Raw genomic sequence first — 20,659 nt, forward strand, 5'->3', positions numbered from 1 at the left:
ACTACGGGGTGCGGATCAGCAGGCTCACGGGGAAGTCCCGCAGCAGGCGCAGCACGTAGGCGGTCCCACCGTCATGCCGGCGGCCGGTGAGCACGTCGGCCCAGCGGCCCTCGGGCAGGGTGACGGTGGTGTCACGCCAGCCGCCGCCACGCCGCAGCCCGAGCACGAGCCGCGGAACGACGGTGACCACCGACTCGGCCCGGCAGAACGCGACCACGTGCTCGGCGGCCGACCCGGACGCCCACAACGGCCGGTAGCTGCCGTGCTCGCCGAACCACTCCGGATTGTCCCGGCGGATGCGCAGCGCCCGGGCGACGACCAGCAGCTTCGCCGCGCCCGAGTCGTCGAGCAGGGGCGGGCGTTTCGGGGCGGCGAGCTCGGATCCCGGTTCCACGCCCAGCTCGGTGAGCATCTTGGTCCGCTCACCGAAGTTGACCGGACGCCGGTTGTCGGGGTCGACCAGCGAGTGGTCCCACAGCTCCTGGCCCTGGTAGACGTCCGGAATGCCGGGCATCGTGAGCTGGAGCAGCTTCTGCGCGAGGCTGTTCTGCCGGCCGAGCTCCACCAGCGTCGAGACGTAGGTGTCGAGGGCTGCGACGAAGTCCTCGTCCTCCAGAGCGCCCTCGATGTAGTTGGTCAGCGCCGCCTCGTACGACGGGTCGGTGTCCGCCCAGGTGGTGAAGTGCTTGGCCTCCCGCACGGCCTTGACCATGTACTGGGACACCCGCTCGGCCGAGATCGGCCACGCGCCGACCAGGGTCTGCACCAGCAGGTACATCGTGACCGGATCGGGCCAGCCCGCCTCCGGGTCGGCGTGCCGCTCGCCCAGACGGGCCAGCCGCCGCACGATGTCGGCCCAGCCCCGCGGGTCCTCCGACAGCACGGCGAGCCGGGCCCGCACGTCCTCGGAGCGCTTGGTGTCGTGGGTGGACAGCGTGGTCATGGTCAGCGGCCACGTGCGCTGGGTGCTGATGTTGGCTTCGTGGAACTCGTTGACGGCGCTGCGCGGATGCCCGGTCGGATAGGCCGGGAAGTCACCCGGAGCACCACCGACCTCGTTGAGCGCGACCATCGGGACGTACCGGTAGAAGGCGGTGTCCTCGACGCCCTTGGCCATCACCGGGCCGCAGGTCTGCTGGAAGCGCACCACGAACTCGGGCGGCCCGGCCAGCGCCAGATCCTCGATGAGATCGATCTCGCTGGTCCGGCCGGGCAGTGTCAGCCGGGCCTGCTCGCAGGCCCGGACGATGTGCCCGCGGGCCTCCAGGCTCGGTGTTCCGTCCGGTCGGATGTAGGCGCGGTACACCTCGAAGGCGGCGAGGACCTCCCGCAGCGCCTCCCGCAGGCCGGCCCTGGTGAGGTCGGCGCGGTCGCGGCGGGCCTCGGCCAGCGCCAGGCCGGTGAGCCGGTCGACCTCGGGCCGCAGCACGCTGGTCAGGACGTCCATCTTGGCCTGCCGGGCCACCAGCGCGAAGTCGGGGGAGCGGCCGGTGACCTCGGTGTAGAGGGTGCCCATCGTCCGGGCGGACACCGGGTCCAGGAAGAGCCGGGTCAGCCGGTTCAGCGCGTCGTAGCCGGTGGTGCCGTCGCAGGCCCAGTTGTCCGGCAGGGTCTCCTCACGCTCGATGATCTTCTCGATCACCGTCCAGACGCCGCCGGTAGCGTCGGACAGCTGGCGCAGGTACTCCTCCGGGTCGGCGAGGCCGTCCGGATGATCGATGCGCAGGCCCTCCAGGTTGCCGGAGCGGACCTGCTCGATCAGCAGGCGGTGGGTGGCGGCGAAGACGTCGGGGTCCTCCTGGCGCAGGCCGGCGAGCGAGGAGATGTCGAAGAAACGGCGGTAGTTCAGCTCCGTCCCGCCGACGCGCCACCAGCACAGCCGGTAGTACTGCGCGTCCAGGGTCGCCGCGACGTCGGACGGGTCGGCCGTGCCCGCCGCGACCGGAAGCACGTGGTCGTAGTAGACGATGACCCATTCGCCGTCCTCGTCCTGCTCGACGCTGATCTCGTCGGCGGCGAGGCTGTCGGCGAGCGACTGGCCGAGCAGGGGCAGCAGCACCCGCCCCGGGTTCTCGGGGGAGTCCCAGTCGATGTCGAACCAGGAGGCGTAGGGGGAGTCCGGCCCCTCACGCAGCACCGACCACCAGGCCGTGTTCGTCGTTCCGGGCGTCAGCACGGCCATGTGGTTGGGGACGACGTCCGCGATGAGGGCCAGCCCGGCGCGGCGGGCGGCCGCCACCAGCCGGCGCAGGCCGCCGAGCCCGCCCAGCTCGGGGTTGATCTGGGTGTGGTCGACGACGTCGTAGCCGTGCGTCGACCCGGGCGCCGCCTCGAGGATCGGCGACAGGTAGAGGTGGGAGACCCCCAGCGCCGACAGGTACGGAATGATCACGGCGGCGTCGGTGAACCCGAACTCCATGTGGAGCTGGAGCCGGTAGGTCCCGGTGGGGATGCCCCGGCGCTCGCCGCCGTCGTGCGGGCCGCCCCGACCGGGCCCGACGACCCGCCCGGCCCCGCCGTCCCGACGGCGGTCGGGAGCGTGTCGTTCGGCGGGTCCGGTCCGGTCCGGGCCGCCGGGCCAGTCAGCTGACACGGCGCAGCACGAGGGTGGCCCGAGCGTCGATCTCGAGCGGATCCTCGGCCTTGATCACCTGCTCGGCGTCGGTGGCAAAAGCCCCGACGCCACCGAGCATCGCCGCGATCTCGGCGCTGGATGAGCGCGTGTCCACGATGATCTCCCAGGTGGTGCCGAAGTTGCCCGGTGGTACCACGAACTGGATCGGCTCGTGGTGGGCGTTGAAGAACAGCAGGAAGGAGTCGTCGACGATCGCCTCACCGAGCGCGTTGGGATCCGGTATGCCGTGCCCGTTCAGATAGCAGCCGAGCGAGCGCGCCGTTCCGGACTCCCAGTCGGTGTCGGACATCTCGCTACCGTCGGGACGAAGCCAGACTATGTCCTTCGCGGCCGGGTCGGAGGTTTCCGCGCCGCCCGGCTGTTCACCCGCGTTGTGGTCGCCGGCCGCGTCGCGGGTGCCAGCGGCGTTGTAGCCGCCACCGGCCGAGCCGCGGCCCGCCTCGCCCTGGAAGTACCGGCGACGCTGGAAGACAGGGTGCGCCCGCCGTAGATGGGCCACCTGGGCGGTGAACTCGACGAGATCGGCGTTGCGTTCGGCGTCCCCCCAGTCCAGCCAGGAGACGGCGGTGTCCTGGCAGTAGGCGTTGTTGTTTCCGCGCTGGGTGCGGCCCATCTCGTCCCCGGCCACCAACATGGGCACCCCCTGTGAGAGCAGCAGGGTGGTGAGCAGGTTGCGCGCCTGGGCGCCCCGCAGACGGTTGATCACGGGATCGTCGCTGGGCCCCTCGACTCCGCAGTTCCAGGAACGGTTGTCGTCCGAGCCGTCCCGGTTCTCCTCGCCGTTGGCGTCGTTGTGCTTGTCGTTGTAGGAGACCAGGTCGTGCAGGGTGAAGCCGTCGTGGGCGGTGATGAAGTTGATGGACGCCGACGGCCGCCGGCCGCTGCTCTCGTAAAGGTCGGAGGAGCCGGTCAGCCGGGAGGCGAACTCGGCGATGCCGTGGTCCTGACCGCGCCAGAAGTCACGGACGGTGTCGCGGTACTTTCCGTTCCATTCGGTCCACAGCGGCGGGAAGTTGCCGACCTGGTAGCCGCCTTCGCCCAGGTCCCACGGCTCGGCGATCAGCTTGACCTGGGAGACCACCGGGTCCTGCTGGACGAGGTCGAAGAAGGAGGACAGCCGGTCGACGTCGTAGAACTCCCTGGCCAGGGTCGCCGCGAGGTCGAAGCGGAATCCGTCCACATGCATCTCGGTCACCCAGTACCGCAGTGAGTCCATGATCAGCTGAAGTACGTGCGGATGCCGGACCCGCATGCTGTTCCCGGTGCCGGTGTAGTCCATGTAGTACCTCTGGTCGTCGTCGACCAGCCGGTAGTAGGCCTGGTTGTCGATGCCGCGGAAGCACAGCATCGGGCCCATGTGGTTTCCCTCGGCGGTGTGGTTGTAGACCACATCGAGGATCACCTCGATACCCGCCTCGTGCAGGTTGCGCACCATGGACTTGAACTCCTGCACCTGCCGCCCGTCGCCGCCGGCGGACGAGTAGCCGTTGTGCGGCGCCAGGAACGCGATGGAGTTGTAGCCCCAGTAGTTGCGCAGACCGCGGCGGACGAGGTGCTCGTCGTGGACGAACTGGTGGACGGGCAGCAGCTCGATGGCCGTCACACCCAGGCGGTGGTAGTGGTCGATCATCACCGGATGCGCCACCCCCGCGTAGGTGCCGCGGTACTCCTCGGGCAGGCCCTCGTGGCGCATGGTCAGACCGCGCACGTGGGCCTCGTAGATCACCGTCTCGTTGTACGGGCGACGGGGCGGGCGGTCGCCGTTCCAGTCGAAGAACGGGCTGATCACCACCGACTTCATCATGTGCGGCGCGGAGTCCGCGGTGTTCACGCTGTCCGGATCGCCGAAGTTGTAGCCGAAGACGGCCTGGTCCCAGTCGACCTCGCCGTCCACCGCCTTGGCGTACGGATCCAGCAGAAGCTTGCTGGGGTTGCACCGGTGGCCACGTGCGGGATCATGAGGCCCGTGGACGCGGTAGCCGTACCGCTGCCCCGGCAGCACGGCGGGCAGGTAGGCGTGCCACACGAACGCGTCGCGCTCCCGCAGCTCGATCCGCCGCTCGGTGCCCGCGGCGTCGAACAGACAGAGCTCGACACGCTCGGCGACTTCGGAGAAGATCGCGAAGTTGGTGCCCGATCCGTCAAAGGTGGCGCCGAGGGGGTAAGGGCTGCCTGGCCAGACCTGCGACATACGCACGAAGCCTACGGCTCGCCACCCCTCGGTGACCGGCGGGCGCGCGAACCGCGGGCGGCCGTTGGCTGCCACCACTGCGTTTCTTGTCGATCGTTGACCGGTCGTCCGGTCGGGTGCCCGGTTGTTTCGCCGATCGCTGCTGCCGTGGCCGCGGGAGGGGGAGTCCATGACGGATGAGGTCGTCTGGGTCGTCGTGGCCGGTGCCCTGCTGGTGGGTGAGCTGTTCACCCTCGACCTGATACTGATCATGTTCTCGGTCGCCGCTCTGCTCAGCGCGGGCGTCGCCGCCCTGGGCGGGAACCTGATCGCACAGCTCGTCGTCTTCGCCGCCGCCTCGACCGGCCTCACCCTCGGCCTGCGGCCGGTCGCGCGGCGCCACCTCCAGCACGGGCCGGAGCTGCGGACCGGAACGGAGGCGCTGATCGGTGCGCGAGCGGAGGTCCTCGAACGGGTCGACGGGCGGGACGGGCGGGTGCGGCTGGCGGGCGAGGTCTGGTCCGCGCGATCGTTCCCGGACACGGACGTGCTGGACGTCGGCGCGACTGTGCTGGTGCTGCGGATCGAGGGCGCCCGGGCCGTCGTCTGCCGCAGCGAGCCGAACCTGCCGCCCGGCCTCGACCTGCCCGGCCTCGCCCCGCCCGGGCCGGGCACTGGTGAGCCGGGCTCTGGTGGGCCGGTGACCCCCGTCTAGGCCGGTTCCGGGCGTGCCGTTGCATCGTCTCGGACGTATGCCGGGGATCGCGACCTCGGCCTTGACCAAGGAGTAGAGATGGGCGGAGTCATCGCGGCCGCGGTGGTCGCGCTGGTGGTTCTGATCTTCCTGGTTCGGTCCGTGCGGATCGTTCCGCAGGCGCGGGCGATGGTGGTGGAGCGGCTGGGCCGCTACCACCGCACGCTGACGCCGGGGCTGGCGATCGTGGTGCCGATCGTGGATCGGATCCGGGAACGCATCGACCTGCGGGAGCAGGTCGTGAGCTTTCCGCCTCAGCCGGTCATCACCGAGGACAACCTGGTCGTGGGCATCGACACGGTCATCTACTTCCAGGTCACCGACCCGCGTGCGGCGACGTACGAGATCGCCGACTTCATCCGCGCGATCGAGCAGCTCACGGTCACCACGCTGCGCAACGTGATCGGCGGCATGAACCTGGAGGCGACGCTGACCTCGCGGGACCAGATCAACGGGCAGCTGCGCGGCGTCCTCGACGAGGCGACCGGCCGGTGGGGCATCCGGGTGAACCGGGTCGAGCTGAAGGCGATCGACCCGCCGCGCTCGATCCAGGACTCCATGGAGAAGCAGATGCGTGCCGAGCGGGACCGTCGGGCCGCGATCCTGACCGCCGAGGGTGTGAAGGCCAGCGAGATCCTTCGCGCGGAGGGCGAGAAGCAGGCCGCGATCCTGCGAGCGGAAGGCCACCGGGAGGCACAGATCCTGGCCGCTGAAGGTGAGGCGAAGGCGATCGGGACGGTCTTCGGCGCCATCCACGAGGGCGACCCGGACCAGAAGCTCCTCGCCTACCAGTACCTGCAGATGCTGCCGCGGCTGGCTCAGGGGCAGGCGAGCAAGCTGTGGATCGTGCCGAGCGAGCTGACCTCCGCGCTGGGGGGCCTGGCCGGCCCCGGCGGACTGTTCGACGTCGAGGCCCGTGCCGACCGGGCCACCCGCGGCCCGGCCAACGGCACCACGGGGGGGCAGGCCGGCCCCACCACGGCGGAGGAACCCATCGCCTGATCCGGCGCGTGCTGGTCCGTGGTGAGCCTTTTCCGCCTCACGGTCCACGGTCAGGGAGGCCGGAGCCTGAGCCGACGATGGAAAAGGCTCACTGGTCTGGGCGGGCAGTAGAACCAGTCACTCTGTTGGGGTGGGGCACGCCACAACTGGCACCAGGGGAGGGGGCGGGTCTAGTCCTGGCCCGCTGGTCATGGCACGATCGACTGGTATTCGAGGGGCTCATGTGACGAGACGCAGGGGAAGGCGTTCCTCGTCGACGGAGGTCCCGCGTGGTGGCAATGTCATCGACGGCTCGTGAGCTGTCATCCGGCACGTCGTCCTACGTCGTGCCGGGCAAGCTGGCCGTGCTGGCGTGTCCGCCGGCACTGTGCCCGCACCTGGAGTTCGCCGTGTCCGGCGCGCTGACCGCCCCGGTCTCCCTGACCTGGACGGCGCAGCCGGGCCAGCCCGGCTTCCTGTATGCCGGCCTGGAGTGGCGCGCGGCCCCGGGGACAGCGGGCCGGTTGGCGACCGTTCTGCGCCGGCTGGGGCACGTGACCTTCGAGACGGTCGAGGGCCCCTCCCCGGGCTGTGACGCGGAACGGTACTCCTTCACTCCCGAGCTGGGGCTGCACCGCGCCGCCATCGCCGCCAACGGGGACGTCGTGGTGGGGGAGGCGGCGCTGCTTGCCCTGCTGGAACGCGGCGAGGCACGGGAGACCCTGTCCCGGGGTCTGCATCGGCTGCTCGGCACCGCCTGGGACGATGTGCTGGAACCGCTGCGCCGCGGGGCGCACGGCGCACCGGTCACCTGGCTCCGGCGCACTGGATGAGCCATTTTTCCGGACAGGTCGTGATCAGCACGAAGCGTCCTTAGCTGGGCGTCCGCGCGGCGATGAGCACCTGCTCATCTTGCTGTGGTCAAGCCCACATCGTGTTCCCGTGGGTCGGACGGGCACATACCCCCGGGGTCGTGCGTTGTGGGTTGCGCACGACAAGAGCACAACCTTTCTGGGAGAACTCAGTGGCCACCGATTACGACACCCCCCGAACAGCCGATCTCGAGGATTCCGAGCAGAGCCTGGAGGCCCTGAAGGCCCGGCGGGCGGACGCGGCGGCGGACCTTGGTGACGACGCTGATCCGTTCGAGACCGAGCTCGGCCTGCCGGGCGCCGATCTGTCCGGGGAGGAACTGACCGTCCGAGTCCTGCCACGGCAGGCGGACGAGTTCACGTGCACCAGCTGCTACCTGGTCCACCACCGCAGCCAGCTGCATGACGCTCGCCGCATGGTGTGCCGGGACTGTGCGGCCTGACCGCGGGTGAGGCCGCGGAGCCGCGGCGGGCGGTACTGGCCGGCGCAGGTCAGGCCGGTACCCGTACCCCCGCCTCGATCATCCGGGCGACCGCGCGTTCGCGGTCGCCCGAAACGCGTTCCACGAAGCGTGTGAGCGCGAGCGGGACAGTCACCTCAAGGCCCTGTTCCCGGGCGTCGAGGGCCGTCTCCAGCACGCAGTAGTCACCCGCCAGGCCGACCACGACGACGCTCGTCACCGCTCCCGCGGCGAGCCGCTGACCGAGCACGGTCGCGGACCGCTCGCCCGAACGCGGGTCCCGGACGGAGAAGGCCGAGTAGCCGTCCGCTCCGTCGACACCCTTGCGGATGACCTCACCGGCGATCACCACGCCGGGATGGAAATCCGCCCCGGGCGTGTCACGTATGCAGTGGGGCGGCCAGATACCCCCGTCGGTGACGAAGTGCGGCGTGGCCGGCGGATGCCAGTCCTGGCTGTAGAAGACCGGACTGCCCGCGTCGGCCGCCGCGGCGATCTCCTGGTTCACCCCGGCGATGATCTCCTCGCCGCCGGCGACGTAGAGGCTGCCGCCGACCGTGGCGAAATCGTTCTGCAGGTCGATGACCAGAAGCGCCACCCCGTCGCCGTAACGCGTGCCCATCGCTGCGCTCCGATCCTCGGCCGGCCCGATCCCGCACCCGCTCGGCCGGGCTTCGTGGGCGGGCTTCGCGGGCGTACGCCCAACGGCCCGACCCAGGCCGGCGGCTGATGGCTCGATCGGGACACCGGCGGCGTGTCGTCGGGAATGCCCGTCCCTGTCCCACTGTAGGTTGCGGGCGTGCGCAGCCGCGACTACGGATCCGATGTCCTGGCCCAGTCCAGCGCCGGCGCCAGGGCGCCCAGGCCGCCGCGGGCGGTCGAGATCGAGCGAGACCTGGTCGTGGAGGACGCCGAATCGGGCTTCTGCGGCGCCGTGGTCGGTATCGAGGCCGGCGGGGTCATTCTTGAGGACCGGCACGGCCGCAGGCGGTCCTTCCCCCTGGACGGGGGAGTCTTCCTGCTGGACGGGGAGCCGGTGACGCTCACCCGGGCCCGGTCGGCCGCGCCGCGTCCACCGGGGCGCACCGCCTCGGGCTCGATCGCCGTCCCAGGCCTGCCCGCCCGGGTGGCCCGGGCCAGCCGGATCTACGTCGAAGGCCTGCACGACGCCGCGCTGGTCGAACGAGTGTGGGGTGACGACCTGCGGATCGAGGGGGTCGTCGTCGAGCCGCTGGACGGTGTCGACGACCTCCCGGAGATCGTTCGTGGCTTTCGGCCCGGCCCGGGCCGCCGGCTCGGGGTGCTGGTCGACCACCTGGTCGCGGGCTCGAAGGAGAGCCGGATCGCGGCGGGCGTCACCGGCGAGCATGTGCTCGTCACCGGGCACCCGTACATCGACATCTGGCAGGCCGTGAAGCCTGCCTCGGTCGGCATCCAGGCCTGGCCCACGGTTCCGCGTGGGCGGCCCTGGAAGGAAGGTGTCTGCGCCGCGCTCGGCGTCGCTGATCCCGTCGAGATGTGGCGGCGGATCCTCGCGGCGGTCGACTCGTACGCCGACCTGGAGCCCGGCCTGCTGCGTGCGGTGGAGGAGCTGATCGATTTCGTCACCGCACCCTGATTCCGTCCTGCGACTCCGTCACGGGCCCGGCCGAGCTGTCGGGCCTGACTCGGGAGGGCTGAGGACCAGCGCGTATATGGTTCTATACGACTAGTTCAGATTGTCTGGCCCTTCGGTGGCTTCGTGGCGCGGGGCACTGGGCTGGCCGGCCTGCGGGGGGCGGACAGGAGCGGGGGGCGTCCATTGCCCAGAAGCAGGCCCGGGAGCACGCCCCGGAACACGCCCAGAGCGGTGTCACCCTTCGCCGTACTCGCCGGCGCTGCGCTTGCGCTCATCGCCGTGGCTTCGGCGGGACTGGCGTTCTGGCCCGACGGCGCCAGCTCACCCAGCGCTCGGCCTCCCGGTGTCGAGGTCGCCTCCGCGCAGGATTCCCGGACCCTGCTCGGGCGGACCGTGGTACTCGATCCGGGTCACAACGGTGGCAACGGCACCCACCCCGCAGCCATCAACCGGCGCGTCGACGCCGGTGGTTTCCAGAAGGAGTGCGACACCGTCGGCGCTTCGACCGACGACGGGTACGCGGAGCACGCGTTCGACTTCGACGTCGCGATCCGAGCGGCGGACGTCCTGCGCGCCCTCGGTGCCACGGTGATCCTCACCCGCAACGAGGACGACGGCGTCGGACCCTGTGTCGACGAGCGGGCCCGCATCGGCAACGAGGCCGGCGCGGACGCCGTGGTGTCGATCCATGCGGACGGGGGTCCGGTGGAGGGCAGCGGATTCCACGTCATCGCGCCCGCGGCCAGCCCCGACGGGTCGAACAGTGCGATCCTGGTGAGCTCGGGCCAGCTGGCGGACCTGCTTCGGGCGTCCTTCGGCGCGGCCACCGGGCAGCCCCGGTCCGACTATCTGGGTTCTGACGGCATCGCCATCCGGTCGGATCTCGGAGGGCTGAACCTCTCCCGGGTGCCGAAGGTCTTCCTGGAGTGCGGCAACATGCGCAATCCCGGCGATGCCGCGCGGATCAAGGATCCAGCCTGGCGTCAGCGGGCGGCAGAGGGTGTCGCCGACGGGCTCGCCGCCTACCTGACCGGCAACCCGCCGGACGACGGCCGCTCGTAGGTGCAACTGCCCGCCCGCGACGTATGGTGTTCGTTCCCACCCAGTTCCCACAGGGTGATCCCGAACAGCGGAAGTGATTCCGAACACCAGAACGGCCACCCCGCCGGGGTGGCCGTTTCCGCTGCGCCGCAGCGCATCCGGAGTGGTGGGCGATACTGGGATTGAACCAGTGACCTCTACCGTGTCAACTGAACGTGACCGGTCCGGGTGGGTTGATTGGTCGTCTCGGTGACGCCGTAGCAGGGCATCGAGAGTCCCTGACGCCCCACCCTGTCTCCCTCGATCTCACCCGTCCCGCCGCGCTCCGTTCGCGCTTTCGCTCGCACCGAACCGCGCTCCAGAATCCCTCCCGCCGAGCAGGATGATCACTTGAGGGTCTGTCTGACCCGAGATCGCCTGGCCGTCCGGGTGACGTTCGATGGGCGCCGATGATCCACCGTCGCATGGTCATGTCCTTGTTGATCCACAGAGGGGGCGGAGATGTCGACAGATGCCATCACGGCGGGTTGTGTCGGGGAGGATGGTCGGGTGACAGATGGCCCTCTGGACCCCTCGACCGAATGGCGTCCCCGAGACGGCCGAAGTGGCAAGCAGGGAGTCGGTGCGCAGGAGTTTGGGCCTGATTCGACACGAGTCGTCCTAGATGCGGCGTGTGGGCGGATCGGACTTGATGCCGCCGACGCCAGACTGCTTCGGTTCGGTGAGAACGCCTTGTATCTCCTGGCGGGCACTCCGGTGGTCGTTCGTATCGCGAGAACGATGGATCACTGGCGTGACGCGATAAAAGAAGTTGATGTGTCGCGTTGGCTTACGCAGCACGCCTATCCTGTGGTCCAGGCATATTGCGTGCCGCAGCCGCTTGAGGTTGCCGGTCATCCGGTCACCTTCTGGAAGTACGTCGACGGGCGTGATGGCTCCCGCGAGGACATTGCAATCCTGGGAGACCTTTTGCGATGCCTCCACACGCTTCCTCGGCCCGCCAATTTTTCCTTGCCGCCCGAGGACCCCATGGGGCGTGTGGCGGGGAGGATCGAAAGGGCGTCGATTCCGCTTGCGGATAAGGAATTCCTCCTCGACCGCTGCAGCCATCTTCGTCGGGAGGTTGCGGGGCTATCCTTCCCTCTGTCGCCTTGCGTCATTCATGGAGATGCTCACGTGAACAACCTGATGAGGTGCAACGGGGATGGTGCGGGCGTTCTCATCGACTTGGAGCGTTTCGCGTGGGGTCAACCCGAATGGGACTTGGCGGTGACGGCAACCGAGTATCTCACGGCGGGCTGGTGGAACGACGCGGAATACTCGGAGTTCGTTGACGCATATGGATTCGACGTCACGGGGTGGAGCGGATTTGAGGTGCTCTGTCGTACCCATGAAATCAAGATGACGACATGGATTATGCAGAATATCGACGTTTCCGTCGATATTAAGGAAGAGTACGACCGGCGCATCGAATGCATCAGAACAGGTGCGGCAGGGGGGTGGAATCCCTTCTAGTCGCCCTGCCTGGCGAGGTTCGGGTGGTGGAGTCGGAGTGTGTTGGAGAATTCGACCACTCGATAATCTCCCGGGTACCTGCCGCTAATGGCGCGCTCGAAGTCCCGCAAGTAGCGGACATACCGATCGGACTGGAGCGCAGCTCCGAGCGTCACCGCTTCGGAGGCCACTGCCACGGCTTCGTCTAGGTCGCCGCCGTTCAGGGCTCCTGCTGCGTTGACCATCCCGATGAAGGCCCGCGTTCGTGGAGGTGTGTTCATGTCTAGCGCTTGCCGGCCGAAGCTCCTGACTTCCGCCGACATTCCTAGGTCCCGGTAGCAGTGCGCGGCCTCGCCGGCCAGTTCCTCGGCGGTGAAGAAGGAGATCCATGGCGGGTCCTGGTCGGTTTCCTGCCGCTCGAGTAGACGCTCGGCATTGTGTATCGCGATTGCGCATCCGCGCGCGTCGCCGAGACTCGCGAGCGCACGGGCCTCCATGGCCAGAGAGAGGCATGCGGCTGTGATGCCCGACTTCCCGCGTGTTGCCGCGAACGACGCCCGCGCGAGCTGGACCGCGTCGTTGAACTTTCCGAGATAATTTGCTTGGTGGCTAAGGCTCGCGAGCATCCATCCGCCCAGAAGGTCATCCTCGGCTTCACGCGCGAGGCGGAGCCCTTGGGCGTAATAGCGTTGCGCGGCGCCGTGGCGCCCAGCGTCGTACGCGGACCATCCGAGTAATTCCACGACCTCCGCTGCAGCGCGGAAGATCTCGCGGCGCTGTCCCGCCGGATGGTGAGCCTGAAGTAGCGGAACGATCTCCGAGCGGAAATAGAACAGCAGAAGTCTTCGAACGTGCCCGCCGCCGAAGCGAAAATCCAGATCCATGAGGCTCGCCGCAGTAGCGCGGATCGCGTCCGCGGTGTTGGCAGTGAGGATCGGTTTCGTGTCCGATGCCGGTGGCGCCGTGATTGATGGGCCAAACAGGAATCCCGTGATGAGGCCGGGTGCGGCTGAGTCGAGCCACGGAGCCTGAGCCACCGCGGCATCGTCGTCCAGGTCGGCACCGACCAAACCCGACAGCGAGGTGATCGCCGCTGCCGAGTCAACGGGATAGGCGGAGTCGTGGGTGATCGGAGCCACCGCCGGCATCTCTGGCTTGAATCCGAGTTCTTCGAGCGGCACCGGCCGACCAAGCTTCGAACTCAGGACCTGCGCGATGTATCGAGCGGTCGCCTCGCGGGGCTGGACGCCATCCAACCATCGGCGCACGGACACGTGATCGGGAGAGATGTCGTGACCGTCCAGGCCGGCGGCTTGGGCGACCCGTGCGGCCAAGCCCTTGTTGCTGACGCCCGCTGCGGCAAGGACCGCAGCTAGGCGGCGGTTTGGCTCCCGGTTCGTCCCATTTGGTGCCACATCGTGAGAGTCAAGCACGCCATGTGCACGGATGCACCCCCATCGTGCACTCCCTGCACCCCCGCACCCCCGGGGTTCTATCGGTCATGTGCGAAGCGGGTCACGGTGCGGCAGCACCGCCCACCGCGAGTGATGGAGATCAATGGTGTAGGGGAGGGCGGAATGATCAACCTGGTTGGCCGGCGGCCGACTCGCGGTCTGCGAGCTTGCTGATTTGAGCGTCGATCCGTTCGAGGTGCTCGCGGATGGCGCGCAGCTCCGCCAAGAGTGGCTCATCCGGCGCCTCGACTCTGTCGTCGCGCACGAGGATCGGCGGGGGCGCTCCCTGCGCGACCGCAAGCAGATGGCCCGGGTGCCAGTCGAGAGCCCGGGAGATCTTGGCCAAGGTCGAAGGTTGCCACTCCCTGTCGGCGCGACCCTTCTTCAACTCCCGCAGGGTGGCGGTCGACACCCCGGCGTCGTCAGCAAGCTGCTTCTGGGTCATCGCTAGCTCATGCATGCGGTCATCGAGCGCCGCACCGACTGCCGTCCAGTCCAACGCGCCATCCCTTCGGTCGGCTGAGCCGTCGGTCAAGCCTACGGCGATCTACCAGCGCAACGTCCGGCTGAGTGACCGTGTTCCAAATAAGCGCTCAAGGTCGCTTGACAAGCGCTAATGAGCGCTGATTCGATGTCTATCGAGCCGACAAGGTCGGACCCCGGTGCCGAAGCCGCCAAGCACCGCACCGGGGTCCGGAGTCCCACCGTGAGGAGAGAACTCGTATGAAGCATGCCCTGCCCCGCCCGCTGGCGGGTGATGACGGCAACAGCCGTCCGTGGCCGACGCTGCCGGGTGACAAGGAGCCGTCGCGGGACTCGTGGACGGTGATCCTCGATGGGACGTCGGGTAAGGGCGGTGGCCGCTGATGTCTCTGCTTCCCCTGACCGATCCCGCGGCGCCTTCCGCTGGCCCGGACATTGACGGTCAGATCGCCGCGTTGCAGGCCGGCGCGGAGCTGCTCGCCCGGCTGCGTGGCCTGAACATCCCGCTCTACATCACCGTTCACCCGGCGACGCGTTCGCTGCTCACGCTTGATGTACAGGTCTGCGCCGAGGGTGCGAAGGGGTCCGAGGACACGGACGTGCTGCGACTGGTCAGGCTGTGCCTGGCGTCCGGTGCGCTGGACGGTCCGCGGACGTATGACGACGACTCGCACTTTCCGCAGATTGCGGGTGCGGTGAACGGCGTCCCGGTGAAGATCTACACGGAGATCAAGAGCGCGGCTGTTCAGGCCCGGGTTCAGCCGGTCCTGGCGATGGAGAGCGCGCGGGCGGTGGCCCAGTGAGCAACCTGGGCGTGTCCGCGATGGAGCGGGAGCCGACGCGGGCGGAGCTGGCCGCGATCGAAGCGGAGTGGCCATCGATCGCCGCGGACCTTGCCGAGGTCGACCGGGAGATCGCCGCGATCCAGGCTGCCGAGGTCGCTAGCCTGATCCGGGTCGGTGGGTCGGGTCGTGGCAAGACGTCACCGGCCGCGGTGACCCTGGCCGCGTTCCGGCTGCCTGCCGCGAAGTCGCTCCGGTGGGCCCACGTCCTGCCATCCATGGTGGACGAGGTGTCCGCGGTGGTGGCGTCGTGAGCACGTGGGCGGAGCAGCGTCGCGCGGACCAGGCTGCAAGGCGGGAGCAGGACCGGGCCGACCGGACCGCGGAACGCGAGCAGGACCGTTTGGACGTGGTCGCCGCGGCCCGGTTGGAGGAGAAGCAGGCCGCAGCCGCGGTTGCGGAGAAGGCCAAGCGGGACGCGAAGCGGGAGCAGGTGAAGGTGGCCCGCCGGCAGTGGCGGGCCTCGCACGCGGTGGAACTGGTGATCTACCCGCTCGCGGTGGTGTCCGCGGTGATGGCCGTTCCCGCGATGGCTGCCTACGGGCTGCACCTGTACGGCAACGTGACCGGTGTCGTTCTGCCGGTGCTGTCCGAGCTGGGGATGTGGGCGTTCGCGCTGGCGGTGCACACGTCCCGCCGCCGGACCCCGGACCGGCCGACGGGGATGCTCACCGCCGGGATCGTGGTGTTCGCCGCGGTGGGCGCGGGGCTGAATTTCGCTCACGGCGTGGGCGCCGGTGTCCTGACCGGGGTTGTGATGGCCGTGGTGTCGGTGGCCGGTGTGATCGCCCATCAGCTGGCGGTGGCCGCGCCGCCGCGTAGCCGGGCGGAGCGGGAGCAGGCGAAGGTGGCCCGCCTGGCCGCACGGCGGGTCGCCCGTACCCGGCGGATCGCCGCGCGGCGCGCGGTGGTGGAGCTGGCCGCGGACGGCACTGCCCAGCTGGTCTACGTGCCCGGCCTGTACCTGCCCAAGGGTCGGGATCTCGACGCGGCGACGGTGCCCGGCCTGCCCGTGCCGGTCGATGAGTGGGATGCGGCACTCGCTGATCTGATCGCCGGTGACCTCGATCCGCACGTGTCCGGAGCACCCGATCGTGACCTCGATCCGATTCCCGGGGCTGACCTCGGTGGATTGGGCGGTGTCGCGGTGGCGGACCCGCCGCCGCCGGTCGATCCGACCCCGCCGAAGCAGGCGACTCGGGCCCGCACGGCGAAGCAGGTACGCGCCGCCGCGCTCCGCCTGGCCCGCAAGAACGGCAAGCCGGTGTCGGCGGAGTTCCTTCGCCGGGAACTGAAGGTCGCCCCCGACAAGGCACGTGCCTTGCGCGACGACGTGAACACCGAGCTGTACCCCAACCCCTGACCACTCCTCGACGCGCGTGCGGGTCGAACCCTCACGTCCCGTACGCGCCCCCACCCCACCCCACCCCTCATGGAAGGACCCGACCATGGCCCGCTCACCCCGCCGCCAGATTCGCTCCCGCGTCCGTGCCCAGCAGACCACGATGACCCGCGCCCTCACCGGCCTGACGCTGGCCGGTGCCGCCGACGCCGGTGACCTGATCGCCGAGCGGCTGGACCTGGTCCGCCCGGACTACCACCGGCCGTACGGCCGCTGAGGACACGGTCATGACCAGCGGAAGTGTTCGGGACGACCTGCGGCGCCTGCCGCTGTGGCTCACGGTCCCGGTCGTCCTGATCGCCCTGGCAGTCCTCACGCTGCGCGCGGTGGGACTGGTCGTGGCGCTGGTCGTGACCGCCGTCGAACGGGTCGACGTCGCCGTCGCGACGGCTGCCGGCATCAGCCCACTGGGGGCGTCGACCTGGCTTCTGTCCACCGCCACGCCCACCCCTGCTGACTGGACCCACCCGGGAGGTGACCACCGATGACCGAGCAGCCACACCACGACGACGACACCCCGCCTGGCGGGGTCGTGCTCCCCGGCCCGTGGACGACCGATTTCGACCCGCAGCAGGGGACGGTCATCGACCAGGACGGCCACGCCGTCGTCCCGCGGCCCGCAGACCCGCCCGCGGACCTTCCCGCGGCCGCGCCGGTGTTCCCGATCGACACCCGGCAGGTTGCCCGTGTCGCCGGTCGGGTGGCCGTTCAGGCCGCGTTGGGGCATGGGGTGCTGGCTCGCCGCGCGGTGGACGCGGCGACGCACGCGGCGATCCGGGAGCAGATCCGGGCGGCACGGGCCCGTGGTGACCACGAGCAGTTGGCCGTGTGGATGGACCGGCTGCACCAGGCGAAGGAAGCCCGCCGTACCAGGGTGGCGAACCTGCCCGTCCTGCTCCGGTCGGCCGCGATTTCCTCCCTGGCCGCGGTGGTGGTGGTGACCGGGGTGCTGGTGACCGCCGGGATCCTGGCCGGGGTGGTGACCCCGCTGGGTGTCGGGTGGGGCGACTACTGGCACTTCATCGGCTGGTTGCTGCGCCTGGCGGTCACCACGGTGACGATCGTGGTCCCGCTCGCTCTGGCCGGGGTCGTGCCGGCGTGGCTGGTCATCACTCACCGGGCCGGCAGGGATGCGGACGTGCCGGGGTGGGTCGCGACGTCCACCGACGGCGAGATCGATGTCGTGATCGATGAGCGGACCCTCACGCGGGCGCTGGCCTCACTGCGGATCAAGCACATCACCGACGCTCTCAAGGTCGCGCCGTTGCAGTACGTGGTCCCGACCCGCAAGGACGGCCGTGGCACCTATGCGCTGGTCCGGCTGCCCGACGGTCTGCCCGCGAGCTACATCACCGCACAGGCGAAGCGGGAAGCGTTGGCCGCGTCCCTGCACCGTCGGGTCAACGAGGTGTGGCTACGCACCGGTGAGGACGCCGGCCTGCTCGACGTGTGGGTCGCCGATCCGGGCGCGCTGAAGGAAGGTGCTGGCCCGTACCCGCTGCTGGAAGGCGGGTGGGTCGACGTGTTCAAGGGCGTGCCGTTCGGCCGGTCTCTGCGCGGTGACGCGCTGGTCGCGCCGGTGATGGAACGCAACACCATCACCGGCGGCATGCCCGGTCAGGGCAAGAGTTCGTCCGCCCGGACGATCCTCGGGGGGGTGTCGCTGGACATCACCGCCGAGATCCGGATCTGGGTGCCGGACACGAACTTCGACTTCGAACACTTCAAGCCCCGGTGCTCCCGGTACGTCATGGGTGCTGAGGACGAGCACATGGCGCAGATCCTCGACGACCTGCGCGAGCTGTACGAGGAGGTACAGGCACGCGGTCAGCTCCTGGTCGATCACGAGGTCGAAGCGGTGAACCGCAGGGTCGCCAGTGCCGGGATCGGGCTGCACCCGCTGTTCGCCCTGCTCGAAGAGGCCCATCTCGCTGTCCAGCACCCCCTCTACGGCAAGGAGATCTCCCATCTCCTGGTCGACATCGTCCGCCTGGGCCGCAAGCGAGGCATCCACCTCATCGTGTCGACACAGGCACCGACGAAGGACTCGATGCCCCGTGACGTCACCCGTAACTGCTCCAACGGCATCGCCTACGCCGTCGGTGACCACGTCGCGAACGACGCCCTGCTCGGGCAGGGCGCCTACCGGGGTGGGCACCGCGCCACCGAACTGATCCCCGGCACCGACAAGGGAACCGCGCTGGTGAAGGGGTTCACCGGTGAGCGGTCCGTCATGGCGCAGACGTACTTCATCAACGTGAAGCAGGTCCCCGCCCTGATCGGCCGGTCCCTGGACGAGCTGGACCGCAAGGGCCTGCCCGTCCCCGGGTCCGACCGTCCCCGCCGTGTCAGGCAGGACGACGCACCCCGGGACCTGCTTGACGACCTCGACGAGGTGCTCGGCACCGAACCGATCAACGCGGCGAAAGCCGCCGCCCTGCTGCAGAACCTCGACCCCGCCTGGCCCGCCTACAAGGCCCTGACCGGCGCCGGACTCGTCAAGCTCCTCGCCACCGAAGGGATCAAGGTCCCCAGCACCGGCAACCGCTGGCCCCTCGACCCCGTCACTGTCCGTGAGGCGATCGGCCGTCGGTCGACCGCCGACCTGGACGAGTGAGTGAGCCGCCCACCAGCCCCCGAACCCCGCTCCACAGGGGGCCGTGGCGGGCGGAACTCACTGCCCCACCGGCACTCACTTCCCTAACTTCCCCCAGCTCAGCACCGCTCCGGGCCACCTGACACCGCCGAGTGAGAGATCTAACCCGCCTCCGGTGATCTAACTGCCCGCGAGCACCCTCCCGCACACCCATCGATGACTACAGAGAGTGAGGAGACTCGGATGCCCAGACTGTTCGGTCGCGACCCGTCCAAGGAGAAGGTGACCGTCAAGCTTGCCCCCGGGTCGCCGCGGCCGGAGTGGACGATGAACAGCGGCCAGGTCCGGCCCGGCCACTGCCCCGACTGCGACGACTTCGGATCGCTCGGCTTCGTCTTCGGGGACACCGCCGGCCGTGTCCCCTGCACCAACAACCACCACCGGTCAGGTGGCCGCTGATGGCCGCCAAGTGCCCCCGCTGCCGCGGGACGAAGTTCGTCGGCCGTGGCAAGGACCGCGGCCCGTGTCCGGCCTGCAACGCCACCGCGATCGGCGACAAGGCCGTCGGTGCTGTGCAGCGGGCCGCCGACCGGATCGTCGGCCGGAGTCTGACCGTCGACGGCCGGACCACGACCAGCCGCACGGGCCGGTTCGGCACCGAGACCACCCGCACCCGCGTGCCGAAGAAGCGCACCACCACGACCCGCACCCGCAAGACCGCCGCCGCCGCCACTCCGGCCGTGGTCCTGCCGAAGTGCGACCGGTGCGGCACCCGCGGCCCGCTCACCGTCACCAGCCGCGGCGCGTACTGCGCGTCCGGCTGCCCCACCTGACCCCACCCCTGGAACCGAGGACCCCCATGCGCTTCCGCCGCTCCATCCGCAAGGTCACCTCCCTAGAGGCCGCCACCGCCCGCAACGACGGCCTGACCACCCTCGCCGACATCCTCCGCGAGAACGCCGACCGGCACGCCGCCGGCTCCCACGGCCCGTTCTGCCGCGGCGGCTGCGTCGAGGTCACCCGCACCCGCTGGACCGCCGCCGGCTGGCGGTAGCACCTGGCCACCAGCGCACCCGGTGCGGCGCCCACGCCTGGACAGCCACGCGCCGCACCGGGGCCACCCTCACCCCCGCCGAAACGGAAGAAGGGCCCACCCAGCATGGCCGACCACAGCCACACCTGTCCGGACTGCGGCTCGACGCTCACCGCCAGTTCCGCCGCCGAACTCACCCAGCACAAGCAGACCCACCGCCAGGTCGTGCACGGCTCGCTGAACCGCTAGCAGGACACCCGCACCGCCTGGCGGGCCGCCCGGCCCGTCCACCCCTGACTCAACGCCTTGACCCTCGAAGGGGACGTCTCGTGAAGCACGCCCGTCTCACCCGCCGCTTCCGCCGCTGGCCGCTCATCCTGACCGTCGCGCTGGTCGCGTTCGTCGTCTACGCCGCCCGCCAGCCCACCGAGGCCGCCGCCACCGTCACCACCGTCGCCCGCGCCGGTGTCGACGTCGCCCACGGCCTGGCCGCGTTCGTCAACGCGCTCTGACCCCCGACCTACCGACCCATCCCGGAAGGACACCGTCATGGCTGGAGAGACCGTGATCACCGTGGTCGGGAACCTGACCACCGACCCCGAGCTGAGGTTCACCCCGAACGCGGTCCCGGTGGCCGGATTCACCATCGCGTCGACCCCCCGCACCCTCGACCAGCAGACCGGGAAGTGGGTCGACGGTGACCCGCTGTTCCTGCGCTGCTCGCTCTGGCGTCAGCCCGCCGAACACGTCGCCGAGTCCCTGTCCAAGGGCACCCGGGTCATCGTGACCGGCCGTCTCAAGCAGCGCTCCTACGAGACCCGTG

The 20,659-nt window shown here is 69.8% G+C and carries 25 protein-coding genes; 20 read left to right on the forward strand and 5 right to left on the reverse strand.

Annotation, left to right across the window (positions count from 1 at the left end; genetic code table 11):
* Window position 1 precedes the first annotated feature (1 nt).
* Together treY and glgX are read right to left on the reverse strand one after the other, a co-directional pair.
* Complete coding sequence (gene treY / locus FREUN1FDRAFT_RS05790) at window positions 2–2,419, reverse strand: malto-oligosyltrehalose synthase (protein WP_050795757.1); 2,418 nt, start codon at window positions 2,417–2,419, stop codon at window positions 2–4.
* Window positions 2,420–2,582: 163 nt separating this feature from the next.
* On the reverse strand, window positions 2,583–4,826 hold the full coding sequence (gene glgX, locus FREUN1FDRAFT_RS05795) for a glycogen debranching protein GlgX (protein ID WP_006539039.1): 2,244 nt from the start codon (window positions 4,824–4,826) through the stop codon (window positions 2,583–2,585).
* A gap of 169 nt (window positions 4,827–4,995) precedes the next feature.
* Between glgX and FREUN1FDRAFT_RS05800 the strand changes: the two genes are divergently transcribed.
* The 4 genes from FREUN1FDRAFT_RS05800 (at window position 4,996) to FREUN1FDRAFT_RS05815 (ending at window position 7,855) form a co-directional block, all read left to right on the forward strand.
* Window positions 4,996–5,520: an NfeD family protein gene (locus FREUN1FDRAFT_RS05800; protein WP_006539040.1), complete on the forward strand. Its 525-nt coding sequence runs from the start codon at window positions 4,996–4,998 to the stop codon at window positions 5,518–5,520.
* A gap of 78 nt (window positions 5,521–5,598) precedes the next feature.
* On the forward strand, window positions 5,599–6,561 hold the full coding sequence (locus FREUN1FDRAFT_RS05805; protein WP_006539041.1) for an SPFH domain-containing protein: 963 nt from the start codon (window positions 5,599–5,601) through the stop codon (window positions 6,559–6,561).
* Between the two features lie 278 nt (window positions 6,562–6,839).
* Complete coding sequence (locus FREUN1FDRAFT_RS05810) at window positions 6,840–7,373, forward strand: DUF3145 domain-containing protein (RefSeq protein WP_035950246.1); 534 nt, start codon at window positions 6,840–6,842, stop codon at window positions 7,371–7,373.
* 191 nt (window positions 7,374–7,564) lie between these two features.
* Complete coding sequence (locus FREUN1FDRAFT_RS05815; protein WP_006539043.1) at window positions 7,565–7,855, forward strand: DUF4193 domain-containing protein; 291 nt, start codon at window positions 7,565–7,567, stop codon at window positions 7,853–7,855.
* Between the two features lie 49 nt (window positions 7,856–7,904).
* Here FREUN1FDRAFT_RS05815 and FREUN1FDRAFT_RS05820 read toward each other — a convergent pair whose 3' ends face one another.
* The gene (locus FREUN1FDRAFT_RS05820) at window positions 7,905–8,495 is read right to left on the reverse strand and encodes an isochorismatase family protein (RefSeq protein ID WP_006539044.1); all 591 of its coding nucleotides are present in this window, start codon (window positions 8,493–8,495) and stop codon (window positions 7,905–7,907) included.
* Between the two features lie 177 nt (window positions 8,496–8,672).
* Here FREUN1FDRAFT_RS05820 and FREUN1FDRAFT_RS05825 point away from each other — a divergent pair, with 177 nt between their 5' ends.
* The 3 genes from FREUN1FDRAFT_RS05825 (at window position 8,673) to FREUN1FDRAFT_RS05835 (ending at window position 12,047) form a co-directional block, all read left to right on the forward strand.
* A complete protein-coding gene (locus FREUN1FDRAFT_RS05825; protein ID WP_006539045.1) occupies window positions 8,673–9,491 on the forward strand; it encodes a DUF3097 domain-containing protein in 819 nt (272 codons plus the stop codon).
* A gap of 231 nt (window positions 9,492–9,722) precedes the next feature.
* The gene (locus FREUN1FDRAFT_RS05830) at window positions 9,723–10,553 is read left to right on the forward strand and encodes an N-acetylmuramoyl-L-alanine amidase (protein ID WP_035950250.1); all 831 of its coding nucleotides are present in this window, start codon (window positions 9,723–9,725) and stop codon (window positions 10,551–10,553) included.
* A 711-nt stretch (window positions 10,554–11,264) separates the two neighbouring features.
* Window positions 11,265–12,047 carry an aminoglycoside phosphotransferase family protein gene (locus FREUN1FDRAFT_RS05835; RefSeq protein ID WP_198144250.1) on the forward strand — a complete coding sequence of 261 codons (783 nt, stop codon included), beginning with the start codon at window positions 11,265–11,267 and terminating at the stop codon, window positions 12,045–12,047.
* On the opposite strand, the gene FREUN1FDRAFT_RS05840 is transcribed toward FREUN1FDRAFT_RS05835, so the two are convergent.
* Together FREUN1FDRAFT_RS05840 and FREUN1FDRAFT_RS05845 are read right to left on the reverse strand one after the other, a co-directional pair.
* Window positions 12,044–13,360, reverse strand: coding sequence for a hypothetical protein (locus tag FREUN1FDRAFT_RS05840; protein ID WP_157474367.1), 1,317 nt, complete (start codon window positions 13,358–13,360; stop codon window positions 12,044–12,046). The two genes, FREUN1FDRAFT_RS05835 and FREUN1FDRAFT_RS05840, sit on opposite strands and share 4 nt — an antisense overlap.
* A gap of 247 nt (window positions 13,361–13,607) precedes the next feature.
* Window positions 13,608–13,979: a helix-turn-helix transcriptional regulator gene (locus FREUN1FDRAFT_RS05845; RefSeq protein WP_035950294.1), complete on the reverse strand. Its 372-nt coding sequence runs from the start codon at window positions 13,977–13,979 to the stop codon at window positions 13,608–13,610.
* Window positions 13,980–14,203: 224 nt separating this feature from the next.
* Here FREUN1FDRAFT_RS05845 and FREUN1FDRAFT_RS43505 point away from each other — a divergent pair, with 224 nt between their 5' ends.
* The 13 genes from FREUN1FDRAFT_RS43505 to ssb all read left to right on the forward strand — a co-directional run.
* The gene (locus FREUN1FDRAFT_RS43505; RefSeq protein ID WP_006539051.1) at window positions 14,204–14,347 is read left to right on the forward strand and encodes a hypothetical protein; all 144 of its coding nucleotides are present in this window, start codon (window positions 14,204–14,206) and stop codon (window positions 14,345–14,347) included.
* Window positions 14,347–14,766, forward strand: a complete 420-nt coding sequence (locus FREUN1FDRAFT_RS05850; RefSeq protein ID WP_006539052.1) for a hypothetical protein — start codon at window positions 14,347–14,349, stop codon at window positions 14,764–14,766. Before FREUN1FDRAFT_RS43505 ends, FREUN1FDRAFT_RS05850 begins: the two co-directional genes overlap by 1 nt.
* On the forward strand, window positions 14,763–15,059 hold the full coding sequence (locus FREUN1FDRAFT_RS05855; protein WP_006539053.1) for a DUF6284 family protein: 297 nt from the start codon (window positions 14,763–14,765) through the stop codon (window positions 15,057–15,059). The genes FREUN1FDRAFT_RS05850 and FREUN1FDRAFT_RS05855 overlap by 4 nt, the downstream gene beginning before the upstream one ends.
* Window positions 15,056–16,168, forward strand: coding sequence for a hypothetical protein (locus tag FREUN1FDRAFT_RS05860; RefSeq protein ID WP_006539054.1), 1,113 nt, complete (start codon window positions 15,056–15,058; stop codon window positions 16,166–16,168). The genes FREUN1FDRAFT_RS05855 and FREUN1FDRAFT_RS05860 overlap by 4 nt, the downstream gene beginning before the upstream one ends.
* A gap of 85 nt (window positions 16,169–16,253) precedes the next feature.
* Complete coding sequence (locus FREUN1FDRAFT_RS43510; protein ID WP_006539055.1) at window positions 16,254–16,424, forward strand: hypothetical protein; 171 nt, start codon at window positions 16,254–16,256, stop codon at window positions 16,422–16,424.
* A 10-nt stretch (window positions 16,425–16,434) separates the two neighbouring features.
* Complete coding sequence (locus FREUN1FDRAFT_RS05865) at window positions 16,435–16,695, forward strand: hypothetical protein (RefSeq protein ID WP_006539056.1); 261 nt, start codon at window positions 16,435–16,437, stop codon at window positions 16,693–16,695.
* A complete protein-coding gene (locus FREUN1FDRAFT_RS05870) occupies window positions 16,692–18,824 on the forward strand; it encodes a hypothetical protein (RefSeq protein WP_006539057.1) in 2,133 nt (710 codons plus the stop codon). The genes FREUN1FDRAFT_RS05865 and FREUN1FDRAFT_RS05870 overlap by 4 nt, the downstream gene beginning before the upstream one ends.
* A 222-nt stretch (window positions 18,825–19,046) precedes the next feature.
* Window positions 19,047–19,262: a hypothetical protein gene (locus FREUN1FDRAFT_RS05875; RefSeq protein WP_006539058.1), complete on the forward strand. Its 216-nt coding sequence runs from the start codon at window positions 19,047–19,049 to the stop codon at window positions 19,260–19,262.
* The gene (locus FREUN1FDRAFT_RS05880) at window positions 19,262–19,636 is read left to right on the forward strand and encodes a hypothetical protein (RefSeq protein ID WP_006539059.1); all 375 of its coding nucleotides are present in this window, start codon (window positions 19,262–19,264) and stop codon (window positions 19,634–19,636) included. The genes FREUN1FDRAFT_RS05875 and FREUN1FDRAFT_RS05880 overlap by 1 nt, the downstream gene beginning before the upstream one ends.
* 26 nt (window positions 19,637–19,662) lie before the next feature.
* Window positions 19,663–19,857 carry a hypothetical protein gene (locus FREUN1FDRAFT_RS05885; protein WP_006539060.1) on the forward strand — a complete coding sequence of 65 codons (195 nt, stop codon included), beginning with the start codon at window positions 19,663–19,665 and terminating at the stop codon, window positions 19,855–19,857.
* 105 nt (window positions 19,858–19,962) lie between these two features.
* A complete protein-coding gene (locus FREUN1FDRAFT_RS47345; protein WP_006539061.1) occupies window positions 19,963–20,085 on the forward strand; it encodes a hypothetical protein in 123 nt (40 codons plus the stop codon).
* An 80-nt stretch (window positions 20,086–20,165) separates the two neighbouring features.
* Window positions 20,166–20,348 carry a hypothetical protein gene (locus tag FREUN1FDRAFT_RS05890; protein WP_006539062.1) on the forward strand — a complete coding sequence of 61 codons (183 nt, stop codon included), beginning with the start codon at window positions 20,166–20,168 and terminating at the stop codon, window positions 20,346–20,348.
* Between the two features lie 37 nt (window positions 20,349–20,385).
* Window positions 20,386–20,659, forward strand: a 274-nt coding sequence (gene ssb, locus FREUN1FDRAFT_RS05895; protein ID WP_006539063.1) for a single-stranded DNA-binding protein, incomplete at its 3' end; no start/stop codon positions are given.

The sequence above is a fragment of the Parafrankia sp. EUN1f genome (genome assembly GCF_000177675.1).
Lineage (GTDB): Bacteria > Actinomycetota > Actinomycetes > Frankiales > Frankiaceae > Parafrankia.

Coding starts and splice junctions, on each gene's coding strand:
- FREUN1FDRAFT_RS05805 (WP_006539041.1), top strand. CDS start 5,599: ATGGGCGGAGTCATCGCGGCCGCGGTGGTCGCGCTGGTGGTTCTGATC.
- FREUN1FDRAFT_RS05880 (WP_006539059.1), top strand. CDS start 19,262: ATGGCCGCCAAGTGCCCCCGCTGCCGCGGGACGAAGTTCGTCGGCCGT.
- treY (WP_050795757.1), bottom strand. CDS start 2,419: ATGGAGTTCGGGTTCACCGACGCCGCCGTGATCATTCCGTACCTGTCG.
- FREUN1FDRAFT_RS05850 (WP_006539052.1), top strand. CDS start 14,347: ATGTCTCTGCTTCCCCTGACCGATCCCGCGGCGCCTTCCGCTGGCCCG.
- FREUN1FDRAFT_RS43510 (WP_006539055.1), top strand. CDS start 16,254: ATGGCCCGCTCACCCCGCCGCCAGATTCGCTCCCGCGTCCGTGCCCAG.
- FREUN1FDRAFT_RS05875 (WP_006539058.1), top strand. CDS start 19,047: ATGCCCAGACTGTTCGGTCGCGACCCGTCCAAGGAGAAGGTGACCGTC.
- glgX (WP_006539039.1), bottom strand. CDS start 4,826: ATGTCGCAGGTCTGGCCAGGCAGCCCTTACCCCCTCGGCGCCACCTTT.
- FREUN1FDRAFT_RS05885 (WP_006539060.1), top strand. CDS start 19,663: ATGCGCTTCCGCCGCTCCATCCGCAAGGTCACCTCCCTAGAGGCCGCC.
- FREUN1FDRAFT_RS43505 (WP_006539051.1), top strand. CDS start 14,204: ATGAAGCATGCCCTGCCCCGCCCGCTGGCGGGTGATGACGGCAACAGC.
- FREUN1FDRAFT_RS05820 (WP_006539044.1), bottom strand. CDS start 8,495: ATGGGCACGCGTTACGGCGACGGGGTGGCGCTTCTGGTCATCGACCTG.
- FREUN1FDRAFT_RS05865 (WP_006539056.1), top strand. CDS start 16,435: ATGACCAGCGGAAGTGTTCGGGACGACCTGCGGCGCCTGCCGCTGTGG.
- FREUN1FDRAFT_RS47345 (WP_006539061.1), top strand. CDS start 19,963: ATGGCCGACCACAGCCACACCTGTCCGGACTGCGGCTCGACGCTCACC.
- FREUN1FDRAFT_RS05800 (WP_006539040.1), top strand. CDS start 4,996: ATGACGGATGAGGTCGTCTGGGTCGTCGTGGCCGGTGCCCTGCTGGTG.
- FREUN1FDRAFT_RS05870 (WP_006539057.1), top strand. CDS start 16,692: ATGACCGAGCAGCCACACCACGACGACGACACCCCGCCTGGCGGGGTC.
- FREUN1FDRAFT_RS05810 (WP_035950246.1), top strand. CDS start 6,840: ATGTCATCGACGGCTCGTGAGCTGTCATCCGGCACGTCGTCCTACGTC.